Annotated in this window: 28 protein-coding genes; 8 read left to right on the top strand and 20 right to left on the bottom strand. The window is 42.1% G+C overall.

Translation table 11 applies throughout. The features are described from left to right. The first annotated feature begins 99 nt into the window (after positions 1-99). Both ACFVSH_RS06720 and ACFVSH_RS06715 read left to right on the top strand, forming a co-directional pair. Complete coding sequence (locus ACFVSH_RS06720; RefSeq protein ID WP_387705326.1) at positions 100-1,725, top strand: M4 family metallopeptidase; 1,626 nt, start codon at positions 100-102, stop codon at positions 1,723-1,725. Positions 1,726-2,008: 283 nt separating this feature from the next. Next, positions 2,009-2,410: an SET domain-containing protein gene (locus ACFVSH_RS06715; RefSeq protein WP_192206858.1), complete on the top strand. Its 402-nt coding sequence runs from the start codon at positions 2,009-2,011 to the stop codon at positions 2,408-2,410. A 348-nt stretch (positions 2,411-2,758) separates the two neighbouring features. Here the strand turns inward: ACFVSH_RS06715 and ACFVSH_RS06710 are convergent, their stop codons facing one another. After that, positions 2,759-2,947, bottom strand: coding sequence for a hypothetical protein (locus ACFVSH_RS06710; RefSeq protein ID WP_260285626.1), 189 nt, complete (start codon positions 2,945-2,947; stop codon positions 2,759-2,761). A 91-nt stretch (positions 2,948-3,038) separates the two neighbouring features. Next, complete coding sequence (nagZ, locus tag ACFVSH_RS06705) at positions 3,039-4,274, bottom strand: beta-N-acetylhexosaminidase (RefSeq protein ID WP_387705324.1); 1,236 nt, start codon at positions 4,272-4,274, stop codon at positions 3,039-3,041. A gap of 180 nt (positions 4,275-4,454) precedes the next feature. Between nagZ and ACFVSH_RS06700 the strand changes: the two genes are divergently transcribed. Beyond that, positions 4,455-4,808: a hypothetical protein gene (locus ACFVSH_RS06700; RefSeq protein WP_387705322.1), complete on the top strand. Its 354-nt coding sequence runs from the start codon at positions 4,455-4,457 to the stop codon at positions 4,806-4,808. Between the two features lie 61 nt (positions 4,809-4,869). Here ACFVSH_RS06700 and ACFVSH_RS06695 read toward each other — a convergent pair whose 3' ends face one another. Continuing rightward, entirely contained in the window at positions 4,870-5,652 is a 783-nt protein-coding gene (locus ACFVSH_RS06695) for a TrmB family transcriptional regulator (RefSeq protein ID WP_387603812.1), read from the bottom strand. Positions 5,653-5,869: 217 nt separating this feature from the next. Here ACFVSH_RS06695 and ACFVSH_RS06690 point away from each other — a divergent pair, with 217 nt between their 5' ends. Together ACFVSH_RS06690 and ACFVSH_RS06685 are read left to right on the top strand one after the other, a co-directional pair. Further along, positions 5,870-6,640, top strand: coding sequence for a TSUP family transporter (locus tag ACFVSH_RS06690; protein ID WP_387603815.1), 771 nt, complete (start codon positions 5,870-5,872; stop codon positions 6,638-6,640). A 333-nt stretch (positions 6,641-6,973) separates the two neighbouring features. Next, positions 6,974-7,912 (top strand): oxidoreductase, encoded by a 939-nt coding sequence (locus ACFVSH_RS06685; RefSeq protein WP_387705320.1) that lies wholly within the window; start codon positions 6,974-6,976, stop codon positions 7,910-7,912. 77 nt (positions 7,913-7,989) lie between these two features. Here ACFVSH_RS06685 and ACFVSH_RS06680 read toward each other — a convergent pair whose 3' ends face one another. Continuing rightward, a complete protein-coding gene (locus tag ACFVSH_RS06680; RefSeq protein ID WP_192206864.1) occupies positions 7,990-8,430 on the bottom strand; it encodes a peptidylprolyl isomerase in 441 nt (146 codons plus the stop codon). A 161-nt stretch (positions 8,431-8,591) separates the two neighbouring features. Between ACFVSH_RS06680 and ACFVSH_RS06675 the strand changes: the two genes are divergently transcribed. Continuing rightward, positions 8,592-9,584 (top strand): NADPH:quinone oxidoreductase family protein, encoded by a 993-nt coding sequence (locus ACFVSH_RS06675; RefSeq protein WP_387705318.1) that lies wholly within the window; start codon positions 8,592-8,594, stop codon positions 9,582-9,584. A 37-nt stretch (positions 9,585-9,621) separates the two neighbouring features. On the opposite strand, the gene ACFVSH_RS06670 is transcribed toward ACFVSH_RS06675, so the two are convergent. The 3 genes from ACFVSH_RS06670 to ACFVSH_RS06660 all read right to left on the bottom strand — a co-directional run bounded on the left by ACFVSH_RS06670 (position 9,622) and on the right by ACFVSH_RS06660 (position 12,153). After that, positions 9,622-11,088, bottom strand: a complete 1,467-nt coding sequence (locus ACFVSH_RS06670) for a PAS domain-containing sensor histidine kinase (protein WP_387603825.1) — start codon at positions 11,086-11,088, stop codon at positions 9,622-9,624. A gap of 147 nt (positions 11,089-11,235) precedes the next feature. Beyond that, a complete protein-coding gene (locus ACFVSH_RS06665) occupies positions 11,236-11,664 on the bottom strand; it encodes a cell wall hydrolase (RefSeq protein ID WP_387603828.1) in 429 nt (142 codons plus the stop codon). 219 nt (positions 11,665-11,883) lie between these two features. Beyond that, complete coding sequence (locus ACFVSH_RS06660) at positions 11,884-12,153, bottom strand: DUF1292 domain-containing protein (RefSeq protein ID WP_034310405.1); 270 nt, start codon at positions 12,151-12,153, stop codon at positions 11,884-11,886. Between the two features lie 305 nt (positions 12,154-12,458). Between ACFVSH_RS06660 and ACFVSH_RS06655 the strand changes: the two genes are divergently transcribed. Beyond that, complete coding sequence (locus ACFVSH_RS06655; protein ID WP_387705317.1) at positions 12,459-12,845, top strand: VOC family protein; 387 nt, start codon at positions 12,459-12,461, stop codon at positions 12,843-12,845. A 140-nt stretch (positions 12,846-12,985) separates the two neighbouring features. Here the strand turns inward: ACFVSH_RS06655 and rpsN are convergent, their stop codons facing one another. The 10 genes from rpsN to purT form a co-directional block, all read right to left on the bottom strand. Then, positions 12,986-13,255 (bottom strand): 30S ribosomal protein S14, encoded by a 270-nt coding sequence (gene rpsN, locus ACFVSH_RS06650; protein WP_387705315.1) that lies wholly within the window; start codon positions 13,253-13,255, stop codon positions 12,986-12,988. 39 nt (positions 13,256-13,294) lie between these two features. Beyond that, positions 13,295-14,464 carry a SidA/IucD/PvdA family monooxygenase gene (locus ACFVSH_RS06645; RefSeq protein WP_387705313.1) on the bottom strand — a complete coding sequence of 390 codons (1,170 nt, stop codon included), beginning with the start codon at positions 14,462-14,464 and terminating at the stop codon, positions 13,295-13,297. Between the two features lie 66 nt (positions 14,465-14,530). After that, positions 14,531-14,680, bottom strand: coding sequence for a 50S ribosomal protein L33 (gene rpmG / locus ACFVSH_RS06640; protein ID WP_053348792.1), 150 nt, complete (start codon positions 14,678-14,680; stop codon positions 14,531-14,533). 22 nt (positions 14,681-14,702) lie between these two features. Next, positions 14,703-15,896: a GTP-binding protein gene (locus ACFVSH_RS06635; protein ID WP_387603835.1), complete on the bottom strand. Its 1,194-nt coding sequence runs from the start codon at positions 15,894-15,896 to the stop codon at positions 14,703-14,705. Between the two features lie 383 nt (positions 15,897-16,279). Further along, the gene (locus ACFVSH_RS06630) at positions 16,280-16,450 is read right to left on the bottom strand and encodes a hypothetical protein (RefSeq protein WP_181762212.1); all 171 of its coding nucleotides are present in this window, start codon (positions 16,448-16,450) and stop codon (positions 16,280-16,282) included. Between the two features lie 168 nt (positions 16,451-16,618). Continuing rightward, positions 16,619-16,999 (bottom strand): nucleotide excision repair endonuclease, encoded by a 381-nt coding sequence (locus ACFVSH_RS06625; protein WP_260285755.1) that lies wholly within the window; start codon positions 16,997-16,999, stop codon positions 16,619-16,621. A gap of 199 nt (positions 17,000-17,198) precedes the next feature. Next, positions 17,199-17,351: a YpzG family protein gene (locus tag ACFVSH_RS06620; RefSeq protein ID WP_072272311.1), complete on the bottom strand. Its 153-nt coding sequence runs from the start codon at positions 17,349-17,351 to the stop codon at positions 17,199-17,201. Positions 17,352-17,454: 103 nt separating this feature from the next. Then, complete coding sequence (locus tag ACFVSH_RS06615) at positions 17,455-18,102, bottom strand: DUF4352 domain-containing protein (protein WP_387705312.1); 648 nt, start codon at positions 18,100-18,102, stop codon at positions 17,455-17,457. 22 nt (positions 18,103-18,124) lie between these two features. Continuing rightward, positions 18,125-19,492, bottom strand: a complete 1,368-nt coding sequence (locus tag ACFVSH_RS06610) for an alkaline phosphatase (RefSeq protein WP_387603841.1) — start codon at positions 19,490-19,492, stop codon at positions 18,125-18,127. A 359-nt stretch (positions 19,493-19,851) separates the two neighbouring features. Next, a complete protein-coding gene (purT, locus tag ACFVSH_RS06605; protein WP_387705310.1) occupies positions 19,852-21,009 on the bottom strand; it encodes a phosphoribosylglycinamide formyltransferase 2 in 1,158 nt (385 codons plus the stop codon). A gap of 269 nt (positions 21,010-21,278) precedes the next feature. Between purT and ACFVSH_RS06600 the strand changes: the two genes are divergently transcribed. Then, positions 21,279-21,605, top strand: coding sequence for a hypothetical protein (locus tag ACFVSH_RS06600; RefSeq protein ID WP_387705308.1), 327 nt, complete (start codon positions 21,279-21,281; stop codon positions 21,603-21,605). Between the two features lie 437 nt (positions 21,606-22,042). On the opposite strand, the gene ACFVSH_RS06595 is transcribed toward ACFVSH_RS06600, so the two are convergent. The 3 genes from ACFVSH_RS06595 to katA form a co-directional block, all read right to left on the bottom strand. After that, positions 22,043-23,236 (bottom strand): M14 family metallopeptidase, encoded by a 1,194-nt coding sequence (locus ACFVSH_RS06595; protein WP_387705306.1) that lies wholly within the window; start codon positions 23,234-23,236, stop codon positions 22,043-22,045. 110 nt (positions 23,237-23,346) lie between these two features. Then, positions 23,347-24,201: a glycosyltransferase gene (locus tag ACFVSH_RS06590; protein ID WP_387705304.1), complete on the bottom strand. Its 855-nt coding sequence runs from the start codon at positions 24,199-24,201 to the stop codon at positions 23,347-23,349. A gap of 436 nt (positions 24,202-24,637) precedes the next feature. Then, the gene (gene katA, locus ACFVSH_RS06585) at positions 24,638-26,092 is read right to left on the bottom strand and encodes a catalase KatA (RefSeq protein ID WP_387705302.1); all 1,455 of its coding nucleotides are present in this window, start codon (positions 26,090-26,092) and stop codon (positions 24,638-24,640) included. Positions 26,093-26,138 lie beyond the last annotated feature (46 nt).

Below are 26,138 nucleotides of genomic sequence, written 5' to 3'. Positions count from 1 at the left end.
TATTCCTTTAAATGTCATATTTTTTGGAAGTTTTCTCCGTTTGTGAATAATATGAAACGATGTAAAAATGAGGTTATTCTCATGAAGGAGTTGAGTGTTATGAAGGGTAAGGTATTTTTAGGAACTGCACTATCTCTCGGTCTATTATTTTCTGCTATTCCCCATCAAGAAGCTTTAGCGGCAAAAAATGTGTTAAGTGTTGAAAAGTACAATAAGCATAAGGATTCGCTAGAATTCAAGTCTGGGAAACTTACGGACCCATCAAAGCAAACTGCAGAAGATATCATTCTTACCTTTTTTGATGAAAACAAAAAGTCTTACAAGCTAGAAAAACAAAAGGCGAAAGACTCCTTCACGATCCAGAAAGAAAGCAAGGATGAACTAGGCAATACCGTCCTTAAATTGCAACAAACCTATAAAGGCGTCCCTGTATGGAATTCGACACAAGCAGTATTGATTGACACTAAAGGTGTACTGACGGTCGTGTCCGGTACGGTTGAAGCCAATCTAAACACGAAATTAGGGAAAAAGGCTAAAAAAGGCATCAGTAAATCCGAAGCTATCAAAATAGCTGAAGCGGATCTTGGGTTCACTCCTGCCTACGAACAATCACCTGAATCCGACCTATATGTATACGCAAATGAAGGCAAGGCCGATTATGTATATAAAGTCAATTTGAAGTTCTTAAGTCCCGAACCAGGAAATCATAATTATTTCATATCAGTCAAAACAGGTAAAATCCTGAATAAATTTAATACACTAGATGAAGTGACGGGGACCAATTCCGTCGGAACGGGCACCGGCGTCTTAAACAATACCGTGTCATTGAACACTACCTTATCCAACGGCCAATACTATTTACAGGACAATACACGCGGGAAAGGCATCTATACTTATAATGCCAATAACCGTTCAACATTGCCTGGTACACTCTTTTCCAACACGACAAATGCTTTCACTACTTCTACCGATAAAGCTGCGGTTGATGCCCATAATTATGCAGGTAAAACCTATGATTATTATAAATCCACGTTTGGACGGAACTCTTATGATGGAAATGGAACCAGCCTGAAATCGACCGTTCATTATGGCTCAAGATATAATAATGCATTCTGGGATGGCACCCAAATGGTTTACGGTGATGGAGATGGCACGACGTTCATCCCACTGTCGGGCGGTCTGGATGTCGTTGCACATGAACTGACGCATGCCGTGACTTCCTCGGAATCGAATCTTACCTATCAGAATGAATCCGGTGCTTTGAATGAAGCGATTTCTGATATTTTTGGCACGGTCGTCGAATTCAAGAATCAAAGTGACAAAGCCGATTATTTGATCGGCGAAGATATTTACACACCTAACATTTCAGGTGATGCACTTCGTTCAATGGCTAATCCTACATTGAATGGTGACCCTGACCATTATTCGAACCGCTATACGGGAACCGGTGATAATGGCGGAGTCCATACGAACAGCGGAATCATCAATAAGGCGGCCTATTTGATCTCTGCAGGCGGAACTCACCATGGCGTGAGCGTATCCGGGATTGGCATCGATAAACTGGGGACCATCTTTTACCGGGCAAACACGGTTTATTTAACTTCCTCGTCGACATTTTCACAAGCCAAAGCGGCAGTCGTACAAGCGGCCTCTGATTTATACGGTTCTAGCAGTGCAGAAGTCACAGCTGTCAAAAATGCCTTTACAGCTGTCGGTGTGAATTAAGGGATTTACCTATATGAACGACACCTCCCTAGCTTGTCTTCTAGCGGAGGTGTTTTTTTATTGGAATGGATATTCGGGGCTATCCGGATTACTTCAGCCGTTCGCTACCTTTTTTTTTCCTCATGTGAAGAATTCCGTCCCACGGTACCGGTAGAGCCGCATAAAAAACAATCGTGCCGTTTGTTAAAATTGATTAATTCCGTAAAATAGTTGCTTTTCTTCTTATTAACTGTCAAGCTTAGATGATCTGGACTATATTGAATAGAACAAGAAGGTGACGAACATGATTGAAGTTAAAACTTCCACACTCAGTGATGGTGAGTTCAATAGAGGCGTATTCGCAACACGAGACATTAAAAAGGGTGAGCTTTTGCATGAGGCACCTGTCATTGCTTATCCGAACGAGGAGCATGTTTTCATAGAGAAAACATTGCTGGCTGATTATGCGTTTGAATATGGAATTAACCATACTGCCATGCTTTTGGGTTATGGCATGCTGTTTAATCATTCTTATACACCCAACGCTACGTATGACATAAACTTCAAGAATCATACGTTTGATTTCTTTGCTTACACCGACATAAAAGCAGGAGAAGAAATCCTGATTAATTATAATGGTGAAGTCGATAATGAGGATCCGCTTTGGTTCAACAAAGAAGATGACGGTGAAGATGAAGCTGAATGATCATTGACCATTCATGAAAGCACTTGTACTTTAGAAGACCTTTCCAAGGTCTTCTAAAGTAACGGGTGCTTTTCCTTTTACTGCTGGATATTAAGCAATTAAAAAAGCCCCCTTTTAGCGGGGACAGTTTGATGACAAAAGAAGTTCGAAATGCTCTCACCCCGAACCATGATTTATACGAATGAACCCTCTATGTGCGAACCCCTGACTAGCCAAGGAGGCTTGGCAGACAGTCGGCGGAACGGGAGCGGATCAACTGGAACTTTTTCAAGAAGAAAATGACTGTAAACTAGTTTTTCTCTAATTTACAGTCTTGTCCCATTAAAACTTTTAATGGGTTATTTCACCTTAACGTACGGAAGGATTACTTGATTTTGTTTTGGTTATTGATTGGAATTGGCCCTTAACCTTATCGATGGTTTCCGGTGTGGCTAGGGACTTTATTTGACTCATGGTTTTTTCACGGGTTTTCTTATTGCGCATTAAAAATGCGGCTGCTCCTATCAGGACGGTTCCAAGCATTTTGTTTGATGGCATGTTAGTTTCCTCCTTCAAGTTAGTCATATATAGTATTCCCTCTATCAGCTGATTTAAACAAAAGCATCCTTTTGAGAGAGTGGCTTCGCTTTTATTCATCATCGCCCAGGCTTTCGATATACTTTATGCTTTCTGGATTTCCCACTACTTTTTCAGCTTGATCCGGGTCAGTTTTCGTTTGCTTCATATTGTAAAGTTTATATGTCAGCACTCTTTTCACTGACTCGTTAATTCTATCCATTGGAACTTCCCCTGCTTTTACCGCTTGTAGCAATCCGTTATATACTTCAAGCTCATGGGAGTATTCATGACACACAAGTAATAAATCAGCTCCTGCAAGGATTGCCTGCTTCCCCATCTCTTCATAGGAGTAATACTTGTTCACAGCACCCATTTCCAAATCGTCGGTAACGACAATCCCTTCATATTTGAGTTTCCCCCGAAGCAGGTCTTCTATGATGATGTTAGATAGGCTTGCTGGTTTTTCTTTATCATAGGCTGGATATTTAATGTGGGTCACCATCACGAAAAACTTTTGGTTATCCATTTCACTTATGATTTGCTTGAAAGGATAAATATCCGAATTTTCCAGATCAAGTTGGTTTGCCTCAACGGAAGATGTTTCGACATGCGGATCGATTTCGCTGCGTCCGTTTCCAGGAAAGTGCTTCAATGCACCAGTTATCGATGCATCATTCAAGCCTTGAATGGCTTTCTTTCCGTATTGATAGACCTTTTTGGGATCTTGCCCCAATGAACGCTTATCCGTTTGCGATAGATCTAGTACAGGGGCGAAATTAATGTTAATCCCCATGGATCCAAGTTCTGTTCCATTCAATTTGGCCACCTTGTACATGTCTTCAATAGAGGCATTTTTTCCAAGATCCTGTTGCGCAGGGAGGGGAGATACCCTTTCCTTCATCCTGATGATGTCCCCTCCTTCCTGATCGATGGCCACCATCAACGGAAGCGAATGTGTACTTTGATTGGCCGTTTGCTGAAGCGAGTTGGATAATCTAGCCACTTGTTTAGGCGATTTCATATTGCGGTCAAAATAAATGACGCCTCCTATATGTTTTTGTTCGATAAGCTCCGTGATTTCATTGCCCTTTTCAGTTCCCCTGAAACCGACCATCATAAGCTGTCCGATTTTTTCTTCAAGTGTCATTTTTTTAAGCAATTTTTCTACTTTCTCATGACTATCCGCCTCGGCGTCTTTCCCTTTTTCCGCTCTTGAGTTCACATCGATATTCAACTGAATGAACCATATTGAAAAAGCGAGGATTGTGATGAAAAGCAGGCCCATATACATTTTTTTATTCTTCATGCTTTGACCTTCATTGACATTTTCCCTGTCCTTCCTTGATTGCTTTTTTTGATTTCATTGCACACTTCTTAATCATGTTCATAAAGTGACAATTCTATATCATCTACGCGTATTTTTTGCATAAAGCATTAGCCAGGTACCATACTACAAACATAGCCTAATTAAAAGGAGATGCCCCCCATGAACGGAATCTTGAAGAATATTGCCGGTACCTTCAGTCATGCAGTCGATTATGCAAAAGAAAAAATAACAGCAATTACAGGAACAACCTCTGTTACGATAGCGGAATTGAGTGAGCACATCATCAATCAGCCTGAAACAAAACTAATCAGGAAAAACCTTTTAGGGATCCCCTTTTCTTTTTATCATTTACAAAAAGAAGACGTTACGTACTATTTGGAAATGAAAAGCTCACAGATTCTCCAGTTGGATGTTCAAGCCCATGATCATCCGATTGTGTCTTACAGATCTTATCGGGATAAATCCAGCTTGCCCACGGCCATCAGATTTCCTAAAACCCTTTTATCCGAATGACTTTTGATACAAAAATAAAAAAGCTGATAGCCCCCCTGCAATGGGGCTATCAGCTTTTTTTCTATAGGGAGAAAAAACGGTCTCTTTCACTTGAAATCCACTTCTCGGTATCTTCTTCATTCTTTTTAACCAAGCGGTTAACGAGGATATCATGCCAAATGTAATTTTCGAGAAAATTGATATGAATGGGATCATCTGTGTAGAAAGCCGTTTCTCTCGTTTCGGGAGAAGGGCCGTAAATCGTCTCCTTGCCATCAATGGATAAGATGAACCATTTGTTTTCTCCGATATTTTCCACATAACTTGTTTTGCGATGTATGTCTATACCTGATAATGGTTTTTCAACATGAAAGGCAATCCCCTTGAGAGTGCAATGCGCGGCAGCCCCCTTTAGCTCTTGTTCAAGTTTTCCATACATCTCGTCCCATAAGGAAACCACCACCCTTTTCTCGGCTTTGTGAATCAGAGTACGGCAAAAGGAAAGGATATGCCCTTCCCCCTTAAGCGTCATTACACGATTATCGGACATCGGTTCGATTTTCTCAAATTGTTTTAGTGTATGGCTGATGGATTGATAGGTATTGTTCCATTTTGATTGAACCGACTCCAAAAACACATCGACTGGTAACGGTGAATATTTTATCGAGTCATTGATTTCCTCTTTTAAGACGATTCCCTCTTCTTGCAGTCCGTTTAATATCTCATAGATGCGGGCCCTGGGAATTCCTGATTCCTTGCTTACTTGATAGGCACTGGTTGGACCTTGGCGAACCAAAGAAACATAAGCCTTTGCTTCATATTGACTAAACCCGAGAGACTGTAGTTTTTGAATGATATCTTGCATAGTACCTCCTAGTGCTTTTAGTAAGTTATATGCCTATCATACCAAATCTCTTATCGAAATCTATTCGATTTCAAAAGGTATGACTCATAATATTCTCATTTACAGAATGGGTTTTATTAGTTACTATTTAAATAGTGACTAATAGAAAAACTTTGGATTATGGCTTCGGCATAACAAGCATTTCAGCCATAATGCCATTGATACGGAGGCTTTTTGGATGGAGGATATACAAATTTCAACACTCTTGCTGCTGATGTTTTTCGGATTTTTGGCAGCATTCATTGATTCTGTGGTAGGCGGCGGAGGCCTGATTTCCATACCCGCTTTATTATTTTCTGGACTTCCCCCCTCTCAAGCGATCGCAACGAATAAGTTAGCGAGTTCCATGGGGTCTTTAACAAGCACCATTGCCTTCATTCGCTCAGGTAAGGTTGATTTTCGATTGGTATCCAAACTTTTCCCACTGATTTTCATAGGTTCCCTGCTGGGCGCTTGGGTTGTTAATTTCGTCTCGCCTGAATTATTAAAGCCAATGATCTTGGTTCTATTAATAGCTATTGCCATTTATACCTTTTTTAAAAAGGACTGGGGACAGAAATCGACTTACCATAAACTCACATGGCAAAAGGCTGTACTATTTGCGTTTGCTATATTTGCCATTGGTTTTTATGATGGGTTTTTGGGCGCTGGAACGGGATCTTTCATTCTCTTTGCCTTTTTAATGATTGGCTTTGATTTTTTGCACTCTGCAGGAAATGCAAAATTTTTGAACTTCGGAAGCAATCTGGCAGCACTGATCATGTTCATTTTCCTTGATACCGTCAACTTTTCCTACGGAATACCGATGGGGATCTCCATGATAGCAGGTGCTTTGGCCGGATCTAAATTCGCCATTAAGAAGGGAGTGGCATATGTAAGGGTATTATTTATCATAGTAACCGTCATTCTGATTTTGAAAAATATAATGGATTATTTAATGGGCGGCTAATTTTTTTAAAGGCTGTTTTCGCATACTCTGTTGCTATTCACCAAGTAATGCGGTGTGGTTGATTTGCCCTCCATTGCTCGCTTTCCGCGGGGCGGGCGGTGAGCCTCCTCGGCGTGAACGCCTGTGGGGTCTCACCTGTCCCGCTGCTCCCGCAGGAGTCTCGCACTTCCGCTCCAATCAACCTTAAATCGTTTCGTTTTAAAAACAACAATCTTAACAAAAAGAGCTTTTTTAAAAAATAGAATACAGGCACATGTTCCCGCCACAGAATGTGACATATAGGAATTATTTGGGTATATGATAGGTATAGACCGTGTGGGAAGGTGTGATTGGATGAGTGAAAAGTGGAATGGCGAAGAAATGGCAGATGTATCGGGGCAAACCATTGTGATTACTGGTGCAAATAGTGGAATTGGCTTCGAAACGGCTTTTGCACTGGCCGGTAAGGGGGCAGAGATCATCCTTGCAGTCCGGAATGCTTCAAAAGGTGAAAAGGCAGTCGATAGAATCTTATCGGTCCATCCTAAGGCGAATGTACACGTGATGCAGCTGGATTTAAGTGATTTAAGCAGTATTCGGCATTTTGCTGATTCCTTTCAGGAAAACTATGACTCTCTGTCCGTCCTCATCAATAACGCGGGTGTGATGATTCCGCCATACAGTAAGACGAAAGATGGTTTCGAGCTGCAATTCGGCAGCAATCATCTCGGTCATTTTGCTTTGACAGGCCTCCTTCTTCCGCGTATCCTTTCTACGCCAAGATCGCGTGTGGTCACATTGAGCAGCTTGGCCGCCATCAATGGATATATAGACTTCGAAAACCTAAATGGTGAAAACGGTTATAAACCAATGAAATACTATGGGCAAAGCAAGCTGGCGAATCTACTCTTCGCCCGCGAATTACAGAATAAATTCAACCAGCATGATGCAAACCCGATCAGCATCGCCTGTCATCCGGGCCTTTCCCATACTAATCTCATGTCTCGCGGATCTGGCAAACCCGTAAATAGATTCGTGCATTTTCTTTCGAAAACCATCACCCAGCCGGCGAGTATGGGAGCATTGCCTACCCTTTATGCCGCAACGGAACCTACATTAACAGGCGGGGAGTATATCGGACCCGATGGAAAGAAGAGCAGGAAAGGCTTTCCGAGAAAAGATGATATCATCGATTCCTTATATAATGAAGAAATCTCGAAAAGATTATGGGCCATTTCGGAAACCTTGACAGAGGTCGAATATCATTTCACTGAAAGCATGACGCCAAAATGACTCTACATTCCCCTGTTTCCACTCATGAACAGTGCAAAAAGAAAGAGGGAGCATAATGCCCCCTCTTTTCGCTTTCATCATTCAGCGTCAAAAACTTCGACTTTTTCCATTTTGTCGCCATTTTTCATAGCTTTGGCTGTTTCAAGTCCAGATGTCACTTTACCGAATACTGTGTGAACACCGTTAAGATGCGGTTGTGGTTCATGCACGATAAAGAATTGGCTTGAGCCTGTGTCTTTTCCGGCATGTGCCATCGATAGGCTTCCTGCCTCATGTTTATGAGGGTTTCCTTCTGTTTCACATTTGATTTGCTTGCCGCTTCCGCCTGCACCTGTACCTGTTGGATCTCCGCCTTGGCTTACGAAACCAGGGATTACACGGTGAAAGACTACGCCATTATAAAATCCTGTGTTAGCCAAGTTTTCGAAGTTAGCCACTGTGTTCGGTGCTTCGTTCGGGAAAAGGTCGAATTCGATTTTTTCTCCATTTTCCATAAGTATGTATCCTTTTTTAGCCATGTTAAACATCTCCTTTAATATGAACTGAATCAAATCTAATAGTACCATTTTTAGAAGCAGAAAGAAAAGCGAGCGCTATTATTTCGAATTGTATCATTATACATTCCTATATTTTTTCTTTTATAATGGGGTAGAACATTATTTTTAAGGGGGAACGAACCATGATACAGCAATTTGATGCATTGGTCGTGAACAAGCAAGATGATCAATTCACCGTTAACATTCAGCAACTATCTCTAGATGATCTACCTCAAGGCGAAGTGCTCATCCGTGTTCATTATTCCGGTGTGAACTATAAAGACAGCCTTGCAGCAATTCCAAATGGAAACATTGTCAGCAGCTATCCGATCGTTCCGGGAATCGACATGGCTGGTGTTGTCGTTTCATCTGCGGATTCCCGCTTTAAAGAAGGAGACGAAGTCATTGCGACCTCCTACGGGATTGGCGTTTCCCAATCAGGGGGCTATAGTCAATTTGCCCGTGTTCCTGCAGAGTGGATCGTCCCGCTTCCTGATGGCCTTACAATGAAAGAGGCCATGATCATCGGAACGGCCGGTTTCACTGCAGCCTTATCGGTTCTGCGACTGGAAGAAAATAACCTCACCCCTGGGCAAGGGAGCGTACTTGTCACTGGTGCAACTGGCGGAGTCGGCAGTTTTGCAGTCTCGATCCTTTCCAAACTTGGCTATTCCGTTGAGGCGAGTACAGGAAAAGAATCGGAACATAAATATTTGAAGGAAATCGGTGCGGCGACCATCGTATCGCGTGAAGAAGTATATGATGGCAAGCTGCGGGCACTGGGCAAACAGAAGTGGAGCGGGGCGGTAGATCCCGTCGGCGGCGAACCGTTAGCTTCAGTCCTTAGCCAAATCAAGTATGGCGGAGCTGTGGCGGTCAGTGGGTTGACAGCTGGTACAAGCCTTCCTGCCACCGTCTTTCCATTCATCCTAAGAGGGGTTAATCTACTTGGGATCGATTCGGTCAATTGCCCGATGGAAACAAGATTGAAAGTATGGCATCGCCTTGCCACCGACTTTAAACTCGAGCATTTAGAACAGCTCGTTCAACAGGAAATTACACTTAATGAATTGCCTGACGTCCTTCCTACCCTATTAAAAGGGGAAGCAAGAGGCAGAACGATCGTTAAGCTATAAACCAAAAAAGTGACGAGAGCATGGCTTCTCGTCACTTTCATTGTGAACTTTCATTTATAGGGAGTCTGATCTCTACAATCGTCCCTTCTCCCACTTCGCTGCTGAAATGAATTTCCCCATTATGCTCATGGATGATTTTAGTACTGACCATGAGCCCAAACCCCGTTCCTTTTTCAGAGGTGCTATAAAATGGCTGCCCTAGGTGCTGCATACGCTCATTTGAGATTCCGCAGCCTGAATCAATGAATCGGATCATTGCAGAGTCTCCTCCATGGTGTAACTGTATATGAAGTTTGCCGCCATTCGGCATGGCTTCTAACGCATTATTGACTACATTCGTGAATACTTGTTTTAACTGATTCGGTTCGCCAAAGACAGATGCCGAATCCGTATTATATTCTTTGATGAATTCAACATCATTCAATATCGCTTGTAACTCGGCTAACGTAATCACACTATCCAATATATCGTTAAGCTGGATGTATTCACAAACCTTCGCTTCAGGCTCTGCTAAACTTAAAAATTCATTGGCCAGGGTTTCGATCTTTTCAACTTCGCTGACCGTCATTTCAAGATAGTCCTTTTGCTCAGGATTTTCCCTTAATAATTGTAAAAATCCTTTGACCGTAGTTAATGGATTTCTTAATTCGTGCGCGATGCCTGCAGCCATCTGTCCTACCGCTGATAACATATTGGATTTACAGAGCAGCTCATCGGTCTTTTTACGCTCGGTAATATCCCTGCAGAATACCTGTATGGCCGGCTGACCTTTATAAATAATCGGAAGACCGAGTGTTTCTCCATAAAATACTTGTCCGTCAAGTCGAATGAATTTTTGTTCCAGTAAACCAACAGCCTGATGATCATCCCTCATGATATCGATTCTTTTTTGTACACTTTCCCGGGACTCCAGGTGAACGAACTGAAAAACCGATTTACCGATAATATCCTCCACACTATCCATCCCAAGCATTTTCGCCCCCATGGGATTCATATACTCGATGATCCCATTGCGATGTACAAAAATCGCTTCAGGTGACACCTCCACTAAACTGCGATACCTTTGCTCACTTTCCTTCAAGGCAGCTTCAGCAAGTTTTTGATTCGTGATATCCCGATAAACGAAAACCAGGGCGCACGGCTCATTTTCATCATCCCGAATATTGAACAGGGAGATGCTTACATCGATTAACTGGCCATCCTTCCTTAACCTGACCGTTTCAAAGCCTTTCTTTTGTACCCCTGCCTTAATCTGGTCATGCAATTCATTGACTGATTCCTTCAAGAAATCAGGAATAATAGGAAATGGCATGCCAATGAGCTCATCATTCGTCCAACCGAAAAACTCTTCAAAAGCTGCATTCACTTGAAGGGTCTTTCCTTCCAGATCAACAATGGAAATGGCGTCCGGGTTGTTCTCCATGAAAGATTTAAATTTCTCGGTATTATCCTCCGGCTGTATTCCCATTTGCCCTTGTCCATAATTAATAAGCCTTTTACTCATCAATTTTTTTATTCCTTTCTTATCCGGAAATTTACAGTCTCAATTTTACAGTATCAGTAAATCATTTGCCAGTTTTATCATATGATTTTTCCTAGTTAAAGACTGATGCACAAAGAGGCCAAACCTCCATAAGGTTCAGCCTCCTCCTTAAAATGTATTATAAATGTTCGGGCATTCTGTACCTGTTGGTTCATAAAAGCAATGAAGCTTGAAACGCCCAACCAGGGGCTGATTATACCAGGTTGCCGGACAATCTCCCGGCGGCCTGAAGTACCATAGGCTAAATTTAGAGGGCCATAGCCTTTCACCATTTACGTTTCTGCGCGCAAGCCTTTTTTCCCTATCCCTTGCCCGCTGATAAAAATATCCCTTCTGTACAGCTTCAAAGGCATGCTCCTGATAAATCATATCTGGAATCGTCCTCAATCCTTTGAAATCGGAACAATTCGCCCTAATCCGATTGACTCCTACATTACCGATCATCAACATGCCTTGATCACCTTCACCCTCGCCTTCCGCCCTAAGCAATCTTGCCAATAAGGCAATATCGGCATCAGTGTGCTTAACAACGGCCATCCCATCACCTCCATTTTTATCCTATGTCTTGGATATGGAAAAATACTCCGTTTATTAACAAAATATTCATATATCGTACACGTCCTATCAATAATAGTACCCTATACTTAAGTAAGGCTGGATAGCACGCGTGGCTATCATGGTATTTGGCGAAGGCGGGGCCAATACTTTCTTTATACATAAAAAAAGGCGACACATAATGTGCCGCCTTTTATCTTGTCATTCTTTCGCTTCAAATGCCGCTTCAAACGCCAATGATACCTTTTCGAATTCTTCATCCGATTCGATATCGAGCAGTTCACCTTCACCTTCGACCCTGAAAAAGAAAATATCGATATCTTCATCTGTATCCTCTTCAATATCTTCAAGCAAACCTACTGCTACATATTCCGTTCCTTCTACATCCAATGATCCTAAAACCTCAACTTCATGGCCTTCATCGCTGTCATCGGTAAGGGTGAAAACTTCACCTTCACGAATTTTTCCCATACTACCTCTCCTTTCCTATCCATTAATAATGGAGTTGTTTCAATAAGTATATCGGCTATTCCATTTAGAAACAAATTTTTGCCCTAGAAAATGATGAATGCCTTTCTTTACAAGAAAAGAATCCAGAAAAATATTATCCCATAAGCCATTTGTCATTTTTTTATTATTCAGCAATACTTTCCCTTAATTAACATCATTTAAAAAATTATCTAAAAACGGCTATAAAAATGTAATTTAATTTCGAATAATCTTATATATACTAATATTAGCAATTTGCATCCGGACATATGAAGGAGGAAGATTTCTTGGCTGTGAAAAGGGTCGATCACATTGGCGTCGTTGTAAAAGATCTTGAAAAGTCCATCGCCTTTTATCAAGATGTGCTGGATTTAAAATTAAAAGCACGGATGACACATACTAATGGGGTAATCGAACTGGCATTTCTGGGATACGAAGAGTCGAACGAAACAGAAATAGAGTTGATTCAGGGATATAGTGACACACTGCCATCCGAGGCAACGATCCACCATTTTGCCATTACCGTGGATGATATCGAAGAAGAATACGCCCGGATCAAAAGCATGGATAACACTGAGCTGATTGATGAAGAGATAGTCACCCTTCCAAATGGTTATCGCTATTTCTACGTATATGGACCGGAAAAAGAGTGGATTGAATTTTTCCAAAGGTAAAAAGCAGAGTCTTAAAGACTTCTGCTTTTTTAACGTTCACTCTACAAGCCGCTTCGTCAAGTTCAATAAAATCCCAAGATAACAACCCCTTATTTAACATAGGCCCCTTTTCTTATGAATGAACTTGATCCTTTCCCGCTTCACCAGCTTGACTTTTTGATACCCGGCAGTTGCCCTTTATGAGCAAGTTCCCTAAAAACGATACGTGACATGTTGAATTTGCGCATATATCCACGTGGCCTCCCCGATACTCCACAACGATTGTGGACCCTTGTCGGCGAGGAATCGCGAGGGAGTTTGGCCAATGCGGTATAATCCCCTTTCTCTTTCAATTCCTTTCTAAGTTCTGCATACTTTTCGACCATTGCCAACTGTTTTTGTGCTTTTATCACCTTGGATTTTTTCGCCATTTATATTCTCCTTTTTTAAGATCTTTAATTTATGAAAATCTATAAACTATTCACAATTCGTTCCGCTGCCTGTCTTGCCCCTGATATATTCCTGGATATCGGTCCCATTTCAAGTTCAGCCAATGCACCCGTGACATATAAACCAGGTCCCCACTGCAACGACTGCGAAATGATTGGATAACCACATTCCGCGCAGCGTAAATCATGCGACCGGATGACTGGCGTCAGCCAATCCTTCCCTGGCATCGATGACTTAAAGCCGGTCGCTAAAAGGATCGTCCCCGTTTCTTGAATGACCTTTTCGTTTTTATCCCTGAGGCAGATACGCCCGTCCCTCCACACAGCGCTTATCACCTCAACATCCATTACACGCAATAATCCCTGTTTAACCTGATTCATACACGCTTTATGTATGTCAGGTGGGATGGATCCCTTATTACGGGCCTGGATAATGGTCTCGCGTCTTTTTTGATAGCTGGTTATAGCACGGAAAGGTCGCTGTTTTTTCGGCCCCAACCAACCAGGATCACTGTCGAAATCATGAATTCTAAAATGATGCCGCTTCAGAACCGTTACATCATGGGGATAGATTTTACTTAGCTTTAAAGCTAGATGGACAGAAGATATGCCGCCCCCAATGATCGTGATGGGCCCCTGCAATTGTGTCAGCTCCGGAATATTTTCATCGAATATGTGGTAAATGGGACCACCATGCTCTTGTTTGAATTGCTGTGCCCAATCAGGCCAATAAGGCTGTTCGCCAATACCAATTGAAATCACAAGTTTTTGTCCCACAAGCCGTTGCTTGTTCTGCAATTGGATTTCCCAGCTCTGTCCCGTTTTGCAGGCAGAGATGACTTCCCCTTGCACCCATGCCTGCTTAATGGATAAATCATCAGCCAAGTGAACACAATGTTCATTGAAGGATTTTAAGGATGGCCGCTTATATTGGCCGTAAAAGTTATTTTTCCAGTCTGCCTTCTCCACATATTTCTGCAGGCTGAAGGGATTCACATCCAGATGGTGTACGGATGGAGAACGTAAATATGGCATTGAAATGACTTCCGTACAATGCTTCCATCTTGCCAATGGTTCTTCATATCTATCGACAATCGCCAGCTGGTCCACCGTCGTTTTTCCTGACTTAAGTAAAAATGCAGCCATCGTCATACCTTGAATGCCTCCGCCAATTATGATCCATTCCAACATGAACTTCCCACCTTTTACATCCATTCTCTTCAATAAAACATAATCATTCCGATTTAAACCTTAAAATTACTTCGTTTCACGGTGAAGCGTGTGTTTCTTCAATCGCGGGCAGTACTTTTTCAATTCGATCCTATCTGGATTATTCCGCTTGTTTTTCGTCGTGATATAATTTCGGTCCCCTGTTTCTGTGCATGCTAAAGTAATGTTCACTCTCATTTTTGTTTCCTCCTAAAGTTTTTTAATGAACGATTTCCGTGAATGCAGGCAATCGATCTTCGTACAGAGACCAATCCTGCTGCAACTCAGTTTCCGTCAATAAGCATTGATCTAATTCAGTTTCGATTTCCTGTTGATTCATTTGAATGCCAATCATCACCAGCTCCGTCATCCTGTCACCGTATACTGCATCCCACCGTTCCAATAATTCAGGTGCCTCCTTTAAAATTCGGCGCTGTTCTTCCTCAGGGTATGCTGCAATCCATTTACCGGCTGCTTGTAAAGTTAATGACGGTCCTGCCTGCGATAGCAAGCCTGCCGTATCATTTCTCGTTGCCAGCCAAAGGAAGCCCTTTGCCCTCACCACTTGTACGGGCCAGTTTTCCAACCACTCCATCAGCCTCTCGGGATGAAAGGGTATTTTCCTTCTGTAAACGAAGGAAGAAATCCCGTACTCCAGGGTCTCCGGAATATGCTCTTCATTCAATTCCTTTATCCAGCCGGCTCCTTGGCTTGCCTTTTCAAAATCAAATAAATGTGTATTCAATACCTCCTTTAGCGGCACCTTGGAATGGTTTGTTTCGATGATCCTCGCATCGGCATTCATTTTTTGAAGAACCGCTTTCAATTCCTCAACGGCATCAGCATCAATTAGATCGATTTTATTCAACAGGATGACATTGGCAAATTCTATCTGATCTATTAATAGATCGACCACTTCCCTGCCATCCGCAGCATCAGTTGCCTGCATCCTGTCAATAAGTGTTTCTCCTGAAGTGAAGTCTTGCCAAAAGTTATACCCATCAACAACGGTAACCATCGTATCGAGCCGGCAATATTCCCCTAAATCAATTCCCATGCTTTCATCAACATACGAGAAGGTTTGAGCTACAGGTACCGGTTCACTTATCCCAGTCGATTCAATCACGATGTAATCAATGTCCCCTTGTTTCGCCAATTTCTCCACTTCAATCATCAAATCCTCACGAAGCGTACAGCAAATGCAGCCATTCTGCATTTCCACCAGTTTTTCATCCGTCCGGGTAAATCCTCCCTGCTTGACCAGAGAAGCATCAATATTGATTTCACTCATATCATTAACGATGACGGCAACCTTCAGATCATTCCGATTTTCAAGAATATGATTCAAAAGTGTCGTCTTTCCCGCACCAAGGTATCCACTCAATACCGTAACCGGAATTTTCTTCATCTCCATCACTTCCCACTCCTTTACCTAATACCTCACCGTAAATCAAAATCATTACGATTTAAACGCCGAAGCTATCTCACAAGTAAAAACACCCTTTAATAATAAAACGTAATCATTACTATTTGCAAGTTTTTTTAAAATTGCCTCCGAATACTTTTGCTGACAATTGTAATCACGGATAAATGAACGGTGCTGACATTCTTCATGAAACTTAAAACAAAAATTAAAAGGAAGCCCAATCACACATAACATCTTGTGTAAAGAACCTCCATTGAGTTATATCATTTAATGTATTTGACAAGCTGCTGATCATCCACAACGTTTCATTTTCCAATATATTTTTCTTTTTCTTTGTTGCAAATCGGGAAAAAAATCATTCGTCACTATGCTTATTCCGCCATTTCCCACCCTGAAGATTTTACTGTCTTTTGTTCAAAAGTTTCAATTTCTCTCTGTTTCGCCAATTTAGAAGCTTGTGACACGGACCACGTTAAATTCCCAAAGGCAATCACTGTCCCGATCGAGATAACCAACACCTTTTTACAAAGTATTTTCTTCAATAGCTTCCTCCTGAGAATGTATTGGAATACTCTAAATATAAACCAACAATGTTAACCTGGCATGTAGCAGCTGTAAATGTATGAAATTATTTTTGGACATATGTAAACTTAAGTTTGCACACAAAAAAAAGCTGAGTGCATATGCAGTCAGCTTTTCATAGGTACTTCTTATTTATAAAACACTTTGTCGACGTTGTATTTAGCATGAAGCTTATTGATCATGTACGTTTCATAGATTTCACGTTCCATAGCGTCTTCGACTAAAAGAATGTCAATTTTCTTGACTTCATTACGATGCTCTTTAATCGGAGAAACATTATCCTCGAAATGCTTCTTGACCCTTGGTCTTAATTTACGGGCCTTACCGACAAAAATCAGTTCATCATTCTCATTGTAAAACAAGATGATGCCGCCTTTATCACGGGGAATCAAATGAAAATCGATAAACCCGTAAATTTCAGGAATGACAGGTTCGTCTCCTTCTATAACTTGCTTTCTTTGTTTGATGCTTATATCCGCTGCAGGGATTTCAATTTTAATCATTACAATTCACGTCCTCTATTTGTATAAAGTGAAACTTTCAATCGGAATCGAAACTCCAGTTTCACGCCAAGCTCATCACTTCAATCTTAAAGGTAAATGGTATCATAATTATGAGTGAAAAGCCATGTATGCCTTGATCTGTTTTCTGGATTAAATATAAAGAAGAAGACTCGCTGGGAGCCTCCTTCTTTGTCGGAAATATCCGTTACCACCTGTGAGCCTTTGCATTGCTTCTTAGTATAATGTTCGTTTGTGATTCTTGCGTATGACCATTAACTTGAGATTTTGAACGCTTAGGTCTTGTCCAATTATGGTGAAACTTTTGAGAATGTGGATCTAATTGATCTTTATAGCTCATTCTGTGTCACCTCATCATTAGGATTTGGATATTCCGTTCAGTGATAGTAAACCCCATCACTTGTTCTAGTATTTTATTTTTCCAAGGCATTTATACATATTCTTTAAAAAGCGAATTCAGCTGGCTTGCCTTTTGCAAGGACTTTCTCTTCTTCATCCACCGCATCGCTTGTCATGAAGGATATGCCCTTTATGTTCCCATCATTTACAATGAAACCAATGTTTCCGCTTTTTGAACCGTTTCCTTCTATTTCACCAGAAAGTTCTTCCAAGTAGATATCATCTTCCCATGTCAGATGTTCTCCACTGTTCGTTTCAAGGAAGGCAACTGGGGAAAACTTGAGTTTTTTATCCGAATTGTTTTTAATTTCCACGTTCATTTTTACGATATCGAAATCCTCATCATGCGTATAGCCGTGGAAGAAATCAATCATGCTGTAATCCGGAGTGGCATGCATCACTTTCATTTCTTTGACTTTAACCTCGATCGGGCCAACATTCACTGTTTCATTCACTTTTTTATAGCCCTTCAAAGTCAATTCGCCTTTTGCATCGGAAACGTTCTGACCGATCTGGTTCAATTTTATATCATCAGGAAGCTGTGGATTCGGAACATAGACATCCTCTTTTACCAGTGGTCTTGCAATTTCCTCTGTTTTTTCTTTAGCTGTCGTTTCTTCTTTGTAAGCTGGTTGTGTATTAAGAGCACCAAATGCGGTTAATAACAGGGCACCAATCATCAGTCTGTTCATTGAATCCCTCCCTGAAGCGTTTTTACTTCTTTAATAGATCAAAGATGATTTTGGCTTGATCCGTGTTATCGACCTGCCCTGCAAAACGTTCTTTATATGGTCCATATGCGTAGACCGGAACATCTTCACCTGTATGTCCCCCGGTAGTCCATGCAGTATTGGTCCGATTGTCGAATATGGCTTCGATGGCATTATCGACGTTCGTCACATTTTTTGATTTGGCAGCTTCTGTTACCGTTTTGATTTCAGCGTCAGTTAGCTTCACTTCATTTTGATTAATATATTGCTTTAACGTCTTTTCGACATCGGCTCCTTTGACGATGGCATCCGCCATGAAGTCAGGGGTGCGTTTGGCTGCCTTGATCGGTTCACCATACCAGTTATATATTCCTTTTGCCCCGATCGAGAATCCTCCTGTAGAGTGATCCGCAGTAGCCACCACTAGGGTATGTTTGTCTTTCTTCGCAAATTCGATGGCCGCTTTATATGCTTTTTCAAAGTCTTCCATTTCACTCATTGCACCTACGATATCATTATCATGTCCGGCCCAATCGATCTGGCTTCCCTCGACCATGAGGAAGAATCCATCTTTGTCTTTATTCAAGCGCTGGATCGCCGAGCTTGTCATGTCTGACAAAGAAGGCGTTTCACTAGGGCGGTCAATCATTTTCGGGAGTCCTTCAGAAGCGAATAAACCAAGGACCTGTTCATTTTTATCCTTAAGCATTTGATTTTTATCAGTCACATAACTGTAACCGTCTTTTTCGAAGGCTTTCGCCAAATTGACATCAGGCCGGACAAAATTGGACTTCCCACCGCCCAATAGGACGTCAATTTTATGTTTGCCCTTGATTAATTCATTATAATAATCGTCTGCGATTGAATTCATGTTTTTCCGATTTTCATCATGGGCGCCAAAAGATGCAGGTGTAGCATGAGTGATTTCTGAAGTGGCAACCAATCCCGTCGCTTTTCCTTTTTCCTTTGCTGCTTCCAATACGGTTTTGACTTCAGATTTATCGTTATCCACTGCAATCGCAGCGTTATAAGTCTTCACTCCGGCAGACATTGCCGTTGCGGCAGAAGCTGAATCCGTTATATTTTGTGCAGAGTCTTCTGGGTAAGTCATCTGCTGGCCAACCAGGTATTTATCAAACTCTGTCCGTTCTGCCACCTTCGTACCAGGGTTATCTTTTAAATACCGGTAAGCGGAGGTATAGGACACACCCATGCCGTCACCGATCATGAATATCACGTTCTTGATTTCCGGGTCTTTTTTTGTCTTATCCTTTGCCGAAACACGATCAGCAGCGGACCATGATAAACCTCCAAATGCCAATGCTGAAGCCAGTGTGATGGGCAATACCTTTTTACTCCATGTGCGATTCAAATGAATAGCCCCCCTTTAATTGTTTTCCATTTAATTAAACTATAGGTGATGAAGATGAACTCAATGTCAAGGCTATGTAAAAATGCAGCAGGATAATTGTTAAGACAAGGTAAAGGGACAGGCCAATTTTATGCGGGTTGTTGGTTGTTCAGGAAATCTGCAGTAGTGGGGCCCTTTTACAGGAGTTGGAGAAGTGAAAAGATTTAGTTAACACGAGCGGGGGTAAGTGATCTTTTCATTCAATGTCTTCAAATCTGGATGATTTGTAAGGAATTTGAAAGTGCTAAAAATCAATGGAGAAAAGAAAATAAAGCACCCTATCAGGATGCTTTAGAGTCAGACTATAGACAAAATCTATTCTACTTCTCTACAACTAAACATTCCAAAGCGCGGGCCGCATTCACTCTCGCCAACTCGATTGAATCGGCAGTCGACAGGGCGACTGCGACCCTTCTACCTGCCTTTGTAACAGGTTTTCCGAAAAGACGCACTTGTGTATTAGGTAAAGCCAAAGCCTGTTCAACACCGACTATAGAATATTCCGATAACTCATCCCGCGCTTTTAATGGACGGCTGGCACCTGGGCTTATCAGCGTGATTTCCGGGATGGGAAATCCTAGAATCGCCCGAATATGCAAGGCAAACTCCGATAAATTCTGAGTCACTAAAGTCACTAGCCCCGTATCATGAGGTCGTGGGGAAACTTCACTGAAATAGACTTTATCCCCTGAAAGGAAAAGCTCAACCCCGAATAATCCATACCCTCCAAGCTCATCCGTAATGGCATGGGCAATTCTTTTCGCTTCCATAATTTGAGCCTCTGTCATATTATGCGGCTGCCAGGATTCAATATAATCCCCGCCCTGCTGAATGTGACCGATTGGGGCACAAAACATGGTACCATTTATGGCCCGGACAGTAAGCAGCGTGATTTCCGAATCAAAACGGATAAATTCTTCAATGATCACCCGTCCATTTTGAACCCGTCCGCCTTCCATCGCAATTCTCCAGCAATCCTCCAGGTCACCTTCCGTGCAGCACACACTTTGACCTTTACCTGAGGAACTCATCAGCGGTTTTACGACATTGGGAAACCCAACTTCCTTGGCAGCAAGGACAAATTCTTCATATGTATCGGCGAATTTGTAGGCTGCGGTCGGAATCTCCAGGGTTTCAGAAGCCAACCTCCTGATTCCTTCACGATCCATTGTCAATTTAGCCGCTCTTGCCGTCGGAATGACATGAAAGCCTTCCTCTTCCAATTTGATTAGTTCAGATGTAGCGATGGCTTCGATTTCCGGTACAATCAAATCTGGTTGTTCTTTTTCCACAATACCCCTTAGTTGTTCCGCATCCAGCATATCGATCACATAACTGCGATGAGCGACTTGCATGGCAGGGGCATGTTCATAGCGGTCTACAGCAACGGTTTCCACACCCAGTCTCTGTGCTTCAATTATGACCTCTTTCCCCAATTCACCCGAGCCCAATAATAAAATCTTTTTCGATTTATACATTCAGTCTCTCCTCCTCCGTATCCTCAAAAACATTATATACGAACTATAAATGAATAAACATAAATATTTATTCGTATTTCCATTTAAATTGCACCTAAAATATTAAACAGACGTATTTCATTTAAGTTTTTTAAATACACACTTGACAAATAGGAATAATAAGTTTTATGCTAAATGAAAATATATAAGCTGACCAGTTTACTGGAGGCTCCCTATTCAACATGAGTAGGGAGCCTTTTCGTTTTTATCAATAAGGGAGGAAATACACTATGCAAAAGAAATTGGTAAGGCCCATTTTCCCAATTTTGAATGAGGAGAAAAGTGGCCGCCTTGAGGACATGAAGTACATCAATCTGCCTGACAGATTATTCTTCGAATGGTGCCGGCAGCAATATGCCCTGAATAGAGGAGTTTACAATGCAATCGATAATTGGTTCTATCAATATGGCATTGACCATATACTTTACCGAAGGATTAACCTTTTAGCCTTTTTGGAGTTTGCCGCTTCCCCGGCACAAGAAGCTGGAAAGACAAAGTTCATTAAATTTGGCAGTGGCGGACTGACAAAAAAGCTGCAGGAGTTCATTGCAGATTAACTTGAATCCTATAGTGCCCTTATCAGTAATACACCCGTTCTCCTCTTACTGATAAGGGACACTTATGCGAATGTCGAAATTTGCATCACGATTATTTTTGAAAATGTAAGCGCTTTCTATTATAATGAAATTAGGTTGGATGGCATGCGTGGCCGTCACAGTATCTGGCGTAGGTGGGGCCAATACAAGCGTTAAGGATGTTAAACTTCTTACCGTAAAACGATTAGAATTCCTTTTGTAAGGGCTGCAATATTACTGGGACATGGAGAATGTCCGTTAATTTCAGGCTAAAAGCGTGTCAATCATGCAATCGATAAGTAAAGCATGACTTTACTTATTTTTTGCAGCAGCCCTCATCGTTGCAAGTCTAATAGTTTATAAGACTAAAAAGCTCTTCCCCATGGTAACGGAGTTGAGCTTTTTCATTTGGTCAAAATTCACATATATAACCCTGCCAAGAAAATCCCAAGCGACTTCTGATAAATCTCATCGAACTGTGATATAGGGAGGGGATTCGTTCCTTTGCCCAGCTCCACGGTAAACCCCGGCCTGCGCCAATCCTGAATGAACCAATCCTTATACCCTGCGTAACTATTGGCGGATTTGACAGGCTCATATCCACTGACCCTCGCAAACTCATTGACTATCGTTTCCGACTCAGGCGGTTCCAAACCTTCAAACCCCCAATAAATGACCTCTCCTTGGGTATGGAATGCAAGGACTTTGCCAAAATCACGTTTTCTTGTCAACTCTGACATTGCAATGGCTTCTGGCTGTGTAAGCGGCCCTTCTCCGGAATAATTTGCCGGGCCTGGCTCCGTTACATTATTGCGTTCTTTTTCCAGTTCCCATTTGGCGGGAAATTGATCATTCAGATCCACCCCGTTAATATTTGCTTTCCAGCCAGAGAAGTCTTCGCTTCCATTATTCCATTCCACGAGTCGTCGTCTCAATGACTCATCTGCAGGCGGGCCTTTAAGAACCAACTCCACCCCGTCCGGATTCACCATTGGGACGATCGACAGCATCGTCTGTTGATAAAAGGGAAACACGGATAGACCGCGGATGTCAGCCTGATTCGTGATTGCGAGTAAATAATCATTTAAAAAGGTCATGATCACAGGCGTCGTTATCCACTCATTCGCATGAAAGGAACCATTATAGTGAACTCGTTTGTTACCATTTCCAATCTGCACTTCAGGGATATCCCTTTTAAGCACAGAGTCACCGATCGGGGAGGTTTTAATAAATGGATAGATAGTTTTCAAACGTCTTACATCGGTCATCATCGTCTCATAATCATATTCCCTGTTTCCTTGAATTAGCCTCCACGTAATTCTTAATGGCACAGAAATTGTCTGACCAACTTGCAGGGCATTCGGGTTGAGATTGGGATTAACCAAAAATAGGGCATCCAATGTAAGATGACGTGACCTGGCAATTGCCCATAACGAATCACCTTGTTTAATATTATAACTGGTCGTCATAAAGCCGGGAATTTTGATTTGTTGGCCAATCATAAGTGCAAGTGGATCAATCCCACTATTGGAATCAATCATAAGTTGGTAATTCACCTTGAATAATTGGCTATAATACCACAAGGAATCATTTTGCCGCACAAAAACGTCCATACTGCACCTCCTCTTAACCAAATGTATGCTGATTCGATTTAATTATTGCCAACGCAACGCACCCTCACCAATAGAAAAGTCACTCCTCAAAACGAACCAAATTGGGGGCATCATCCAGAATGCTTAAATAATTGCTCAGTACTTCCATACGTACCCTCAGGGTCTAATTCCTGATATCTTTTGAATTTCGCCATCCGATCTTCTTCATTGACCCAGCCCAGATGCTTTAAGCGAATGTCGGATAACTTGTGGGGCAATTCAAAGACATTTTCTGCAAATCTCCCACAATGCTGCGGCCTATCGTTCCATTTGCATACAAACCCCTCCCGATACCTGACCAGGAACGGCCGGTAATACCGGTGAGCGCACCAGTGTTCATCCTCCCTGTAATGGGTTTCATTCCAAAAATCATATAACCGGAAGCAATATACATCCACTTCTTGATCACTTATCAGCTGCCTGGCTACCTCTTTGAATCTTTTTTCAAACATTTCATCAGCGTCAAGATTTAAAATCCACTCGGGATTTGACTTCACCGTCTCCGACCATTGTTGTTTACGAAGTTCTATTTCATTGGAGAACTTGGAGACATCATTCCTGATGATACGCACCGGTATCCCCTTCAATACTTCTGAACAAACCTCTGCGGAATCGTCCGTGCTGCCATCATCAATAATCACCGCTTCATCAATATAATCACGAATTTCCTCTAAACCCTTCCTTAGGCAACAGTCACTTTCATTTTTGATGACCATGCTCAGCGTTAATTTGGGACGGGATGCCCCTGAAGGTGAAGCTCCCCGCTTATCCGTCCGATCAAGGAATTCCATCGCACCGTCCAAGTCCGAATCCCTGTATATATGATAAGCGGGCAAGTGGGTATCAACATACAGGGAAAACCCTAAAGCTGCCGCACGGATGCAAAAATGCCGGTCTTCACCCCAAAATGATAGATTGTCGATCATTTTAAAATTCACACCTGCTTTCACGCTTTTTGACTTATGAGTGTACAGGCACCCAAGCCCCCAACTTTATGAACACCAGGTGTTCTCATCTGTCGGATGTACGACTGATAACGTATGGTGATCTTTCCAGTCCCTCCACATCCTCCCTTTTAAGTGAGATCAGGAACTTTTGTAAAATATCTGGTTTCTGGTAAATTGGACTGCCTACTAACACCCGATACTTTTTACTAGTCATAAATTCCACCCTTTATAATTTAAGTAACTGGCCCCCAATTAATCTGACAGCCTGACTTCCTTACAAACATTTATAACTATATATTCTTACCGAACTTGTCGGGTGCCATTTATATAACGGAGCCTTCCATAAACAAACAAAACAGGCACCCATACATGAATGGATGCCTGTTTTCATTTAATAGATTGAGAGTCCCATATTTTACGCTTCTTGCGGTACGGGCAAACCTAAACCTTCGGCTATGCGCGTTCCGTATTCTGGATCGGCTTTGTAAAAATGACCGATTTGACGAAGCTTGATTTCCTCCAATTCGACAGGTTTCATTGCGCCCACGATCGTGTCAACAAGGCGAGTTTTCTCTTCGGCACTTAATAGACGGTATAAGTCGCCTGCTTGAGTGTAGTGATCATCGCTATTATGACCGACTTGTGCAGCTTGCCCTGTCACCTCGAAAGGAGTCACTTTATTTCCCGTTGATTCGGCAGGGCCACCAAAACTATTCGGCTCATAATAAACAGATCCCTTGCCATTGTCATCAGCACGCATGAAGCCATCACGCTGATAGTTATTCGCTTCCACTTTCGGACGGTTAACCGGAAGCTGGTTGTGATTCGAGCCCACACGGTAACGGTGTGCATCTCCATATGCGAATAGACGTCCTTGAAGCATCTTGTCTGGTGAAGCTTCAATTCCCGGTACGAATGTTCCTGGTGAGAACGTGGCCTGCTCTACTTCAGCAAAGTAGTTTTCAGGATTTCTGTTCAATACCATACGGCCAAGCTCGATCAGCGGATAATCTTTTTGAGACCATACCTTCGTCACATCGAATGGATCGAAACGGTACGTATCCGCATCTTCCAGAGGCATGATCTGAACATATAATTTCCATGCAGGGAAGTCCCCTTTTTCAATCGCATTGAAAAGATCTTCCGTATGGTAATCAGGGTTTTCACCTGCTAGTTTTGCAGCTAGATCCACATCAAGGTTTTTGATGCCCTGTTCTGTTTTGAAGTGGTATTTCACCCATACGCCTTGTCCTTCAGCATTCACCCATTTAAATGTGTGGCTTCCGAAACCATGTGTATGACGAAGTGTAGCAGGAATGCCCCGGTCGGACATCAGGATCGTCACTTGGTGCAAAGATTCTGGTGAATGTGACCAGAAATCCCAAACAGCCGTAGGGTTTTTCAAATGTGTTCTTGGATCTCTTTTTTGTGTATGAATGAAATCAGGGAATTTAATCGCATCGCGAATAAAGAATACAGGCGTATTATTACCGACGATATCGTAGTTTCCTTCTTCCGTGTAGAATTTAACAGCAAATCCACGCGGGTCACGGACTGTATCAGCAGAACCCAATTCACCTGCAACTGTGGAGAAACGGATAAAAAGATCTGTCTTTTTGCCCACACCATTGAAAAGTTTAGCTTTCGTGTACTGAGAAAGGTCGTTCGTTACTTCGAAAGTTCCGAATGCACCGGCACCCTTCGCATGAACTACACGTTCAGGCACACGTTCACGGTTGAAGTGGGCTAGTTTTTCCAATAAGTGTACATCTTGAATGAGTACCGGGCCGCGATCTCCGGCAGTAATCGAGTTTTGATTATCTCCAACTGGCGCTCCCCAGCTTGTAGTAAGGTTTTTCTTATTCGACATAATTGAACCACCTTTTCATTAATATTTATGTATATAATGATAAAGC

Source organism: Peribacillus sp. NPDC058002 (genome assembly GCF_042886655.1).
Classification (GTDB): Bacteria; Bacillota; Bacilli; order Bacillales; family DSM-1321; genus Peribacillus; species Peribacillus aracenensis.
The sequence above is the reverse complement of the archived record's forward strand: the minus strand, read 5'-3'. Positions and strand labels throughout refer to the sequence as shown.

Bases quoted from the DNA above. Each gene is read 5' to 3' on its own strand.
- ACFVSH_RS06720 (WP_387705326.1), top strand. From the start codon at position 100: ATGAAGGGTAAGGTATTTTTAGGAACTGCACTATCTCTCGGTCTATTA.
- ACFVSH_RS06715 (WP_192206858.1), top strand. From the start codon at position 2,009: ATGATTGAAGTTAAAACTTCCACACTCAGTGATGGTGAGTTCAATAGA.
- ACFVSH_RS06710 (WP_260285626.1), bottom strand. From the start codon at position 2,947: ATGCCATCAAACAAAATGCTTGGAACCGTCCTGATAGGAGCAGCCGCA.
- nagZ (WP_387705324.1), bottom strand. From the start codon at position 4,274: ATGAAGAATAAAAAAATGTATATGGGCCTGCTTTTCATCACAATCCTC.
- ACFVSH_RS06700 (WP_387705322.1), top strand. From the start codon at position 4,455: ATGAACGGAATCTTGAAGAATATTGCCGGTACCTTCAGTCATGCAGTC.
- ACFVSH_RS06695 (WP_387603812.1), bottom strand. From the start codon at position 5,652: ATGCAAGATATCATTCAAAAACTACAGTCTCTCGGGTTTAGTCAATAT.
- ACFVSH_RS06690 (WP_387603815.1), top strand. From the start codon at position 5,870: ATGGAGGATATACAAATTTCAACACTCTTGCTGCTGATGTTTTTCGGA.
- ACFVSH_RS06685 (WP_387705320.1), top strand. From the start codon at position 6,974: ATGAGTGAAAAGTGGAATGGCGAAGAAATGGCAGATGTATCGGGGCAA.
- ACFVSH_RS06680 (WP_192206864.1), bottom strand. From the start codon at position 8,430: ATGGCTAAAAAAGGATACATACTTATGGAAAATGGAGAAAAAATCGAA.
- ACFVSH_RS06675 (WP_387705318.1), top strand. From the start codon at position 8,592: ATGATACAGCAATTTGATGCATTGGTCGTGAACAAGCAAGATGATCAA.
- ACFVSH_RS06670 (WP_387603825.1), bottom strand. From the start codon at position 11,088: ATGAGTAAAAGGCTTATTAATTATGGACAAGGGCAAATGGGAATACAG.
- ACFVSH_RS06665 (WP_387603828.1), bottom strand. From the start codon at position 11,664: ATGGCCGTTGTTAAGCACACTGATGCCGATATTGCCTTATTGGCAAGA.
- ACFVSH_RS06660 (WP_034310405.1), bottom strand. From the start codon at position 12,153: ATGGGAAAAATTCGTGAAGGTGAAGTTTTCACCCTTACCGATGACAGC.
- rpsN (WP_387705315.1), bottom strand. From the start codon at position 13,255: ATGGCGAAAAAATCCAAGGTGATAAAAGCACAAAAACAGTTGGCAATG.
- ACFVSH_RS06645 (WP_387705313.1), bottom strand. From the start codon at position 14,464: ATGTTGGAATGGATCATAATTGGCGGAGGCATTCAAGGTATGACGATG.
- rpmG (WP_053348792.1), bottom strand. From the start codon at position 14,680: ATGAGAGTGAACATTACTTTAGCATGCACAGAAACAGGGGACCGAAAT.
- ACFVSH_RS06635 (WP_387603835.1), bottom strand. From the start codon at position 15,896: ATGGAGATGAAGAAAATTCCGGTTACGGTATTGAGTGGATACCTTGGT.
- ACFVSH_RS06620 (WP_072272311.1), bottom strand. From the start codon at position 17,351: ATGAGCTATAAAGATCAATTAGATCCACATTCTCAAAAGTTTCACCAT.
- ACFVSH_RS06615 (WP_387705312.1), bottom strand. From the start codon at position 18,102: ATGAACAGACTGATGATTGGTGCCCTGTTATTAACCGCATTTGGTGCT.
- purT (WP_387705310.1), bottom strand. From the start codon at position 21,009: ATGTATAAATCGAAAAAGATTTTATTATTGGGCTCGGGTGAATTGGGG.
- ACFVSH_RS06600 (WP_387705308.1), top strand. From the start codon at position 21,279: ATGCAAAAGAAATTGGTAAGGCCCATTTTCCCAATTTTGAATGAGGAG.
- ACFVSH_RS06595 (WP_387705306.1), bottom strand. From the start codon at position 23,236: ATGGACGTTTTTGTGCGGCAAAATGATTCCTTGTGGTATTATAGCCAA.
- ACFVSH_RS06590 (WP_387705304.1), bottom strand. From the start codon at position 24,201: ATGATCGACAATCTATCATTTTGGGGTGAAGACCGGCATTTTTGCATC.
- katA (WP_387705302.1), bottom strand. From the start codon at position 26,092: ATGTCGAATAAGAAAAACCTTACTACAAGCTGGGGAGCGCCAGTTGGA.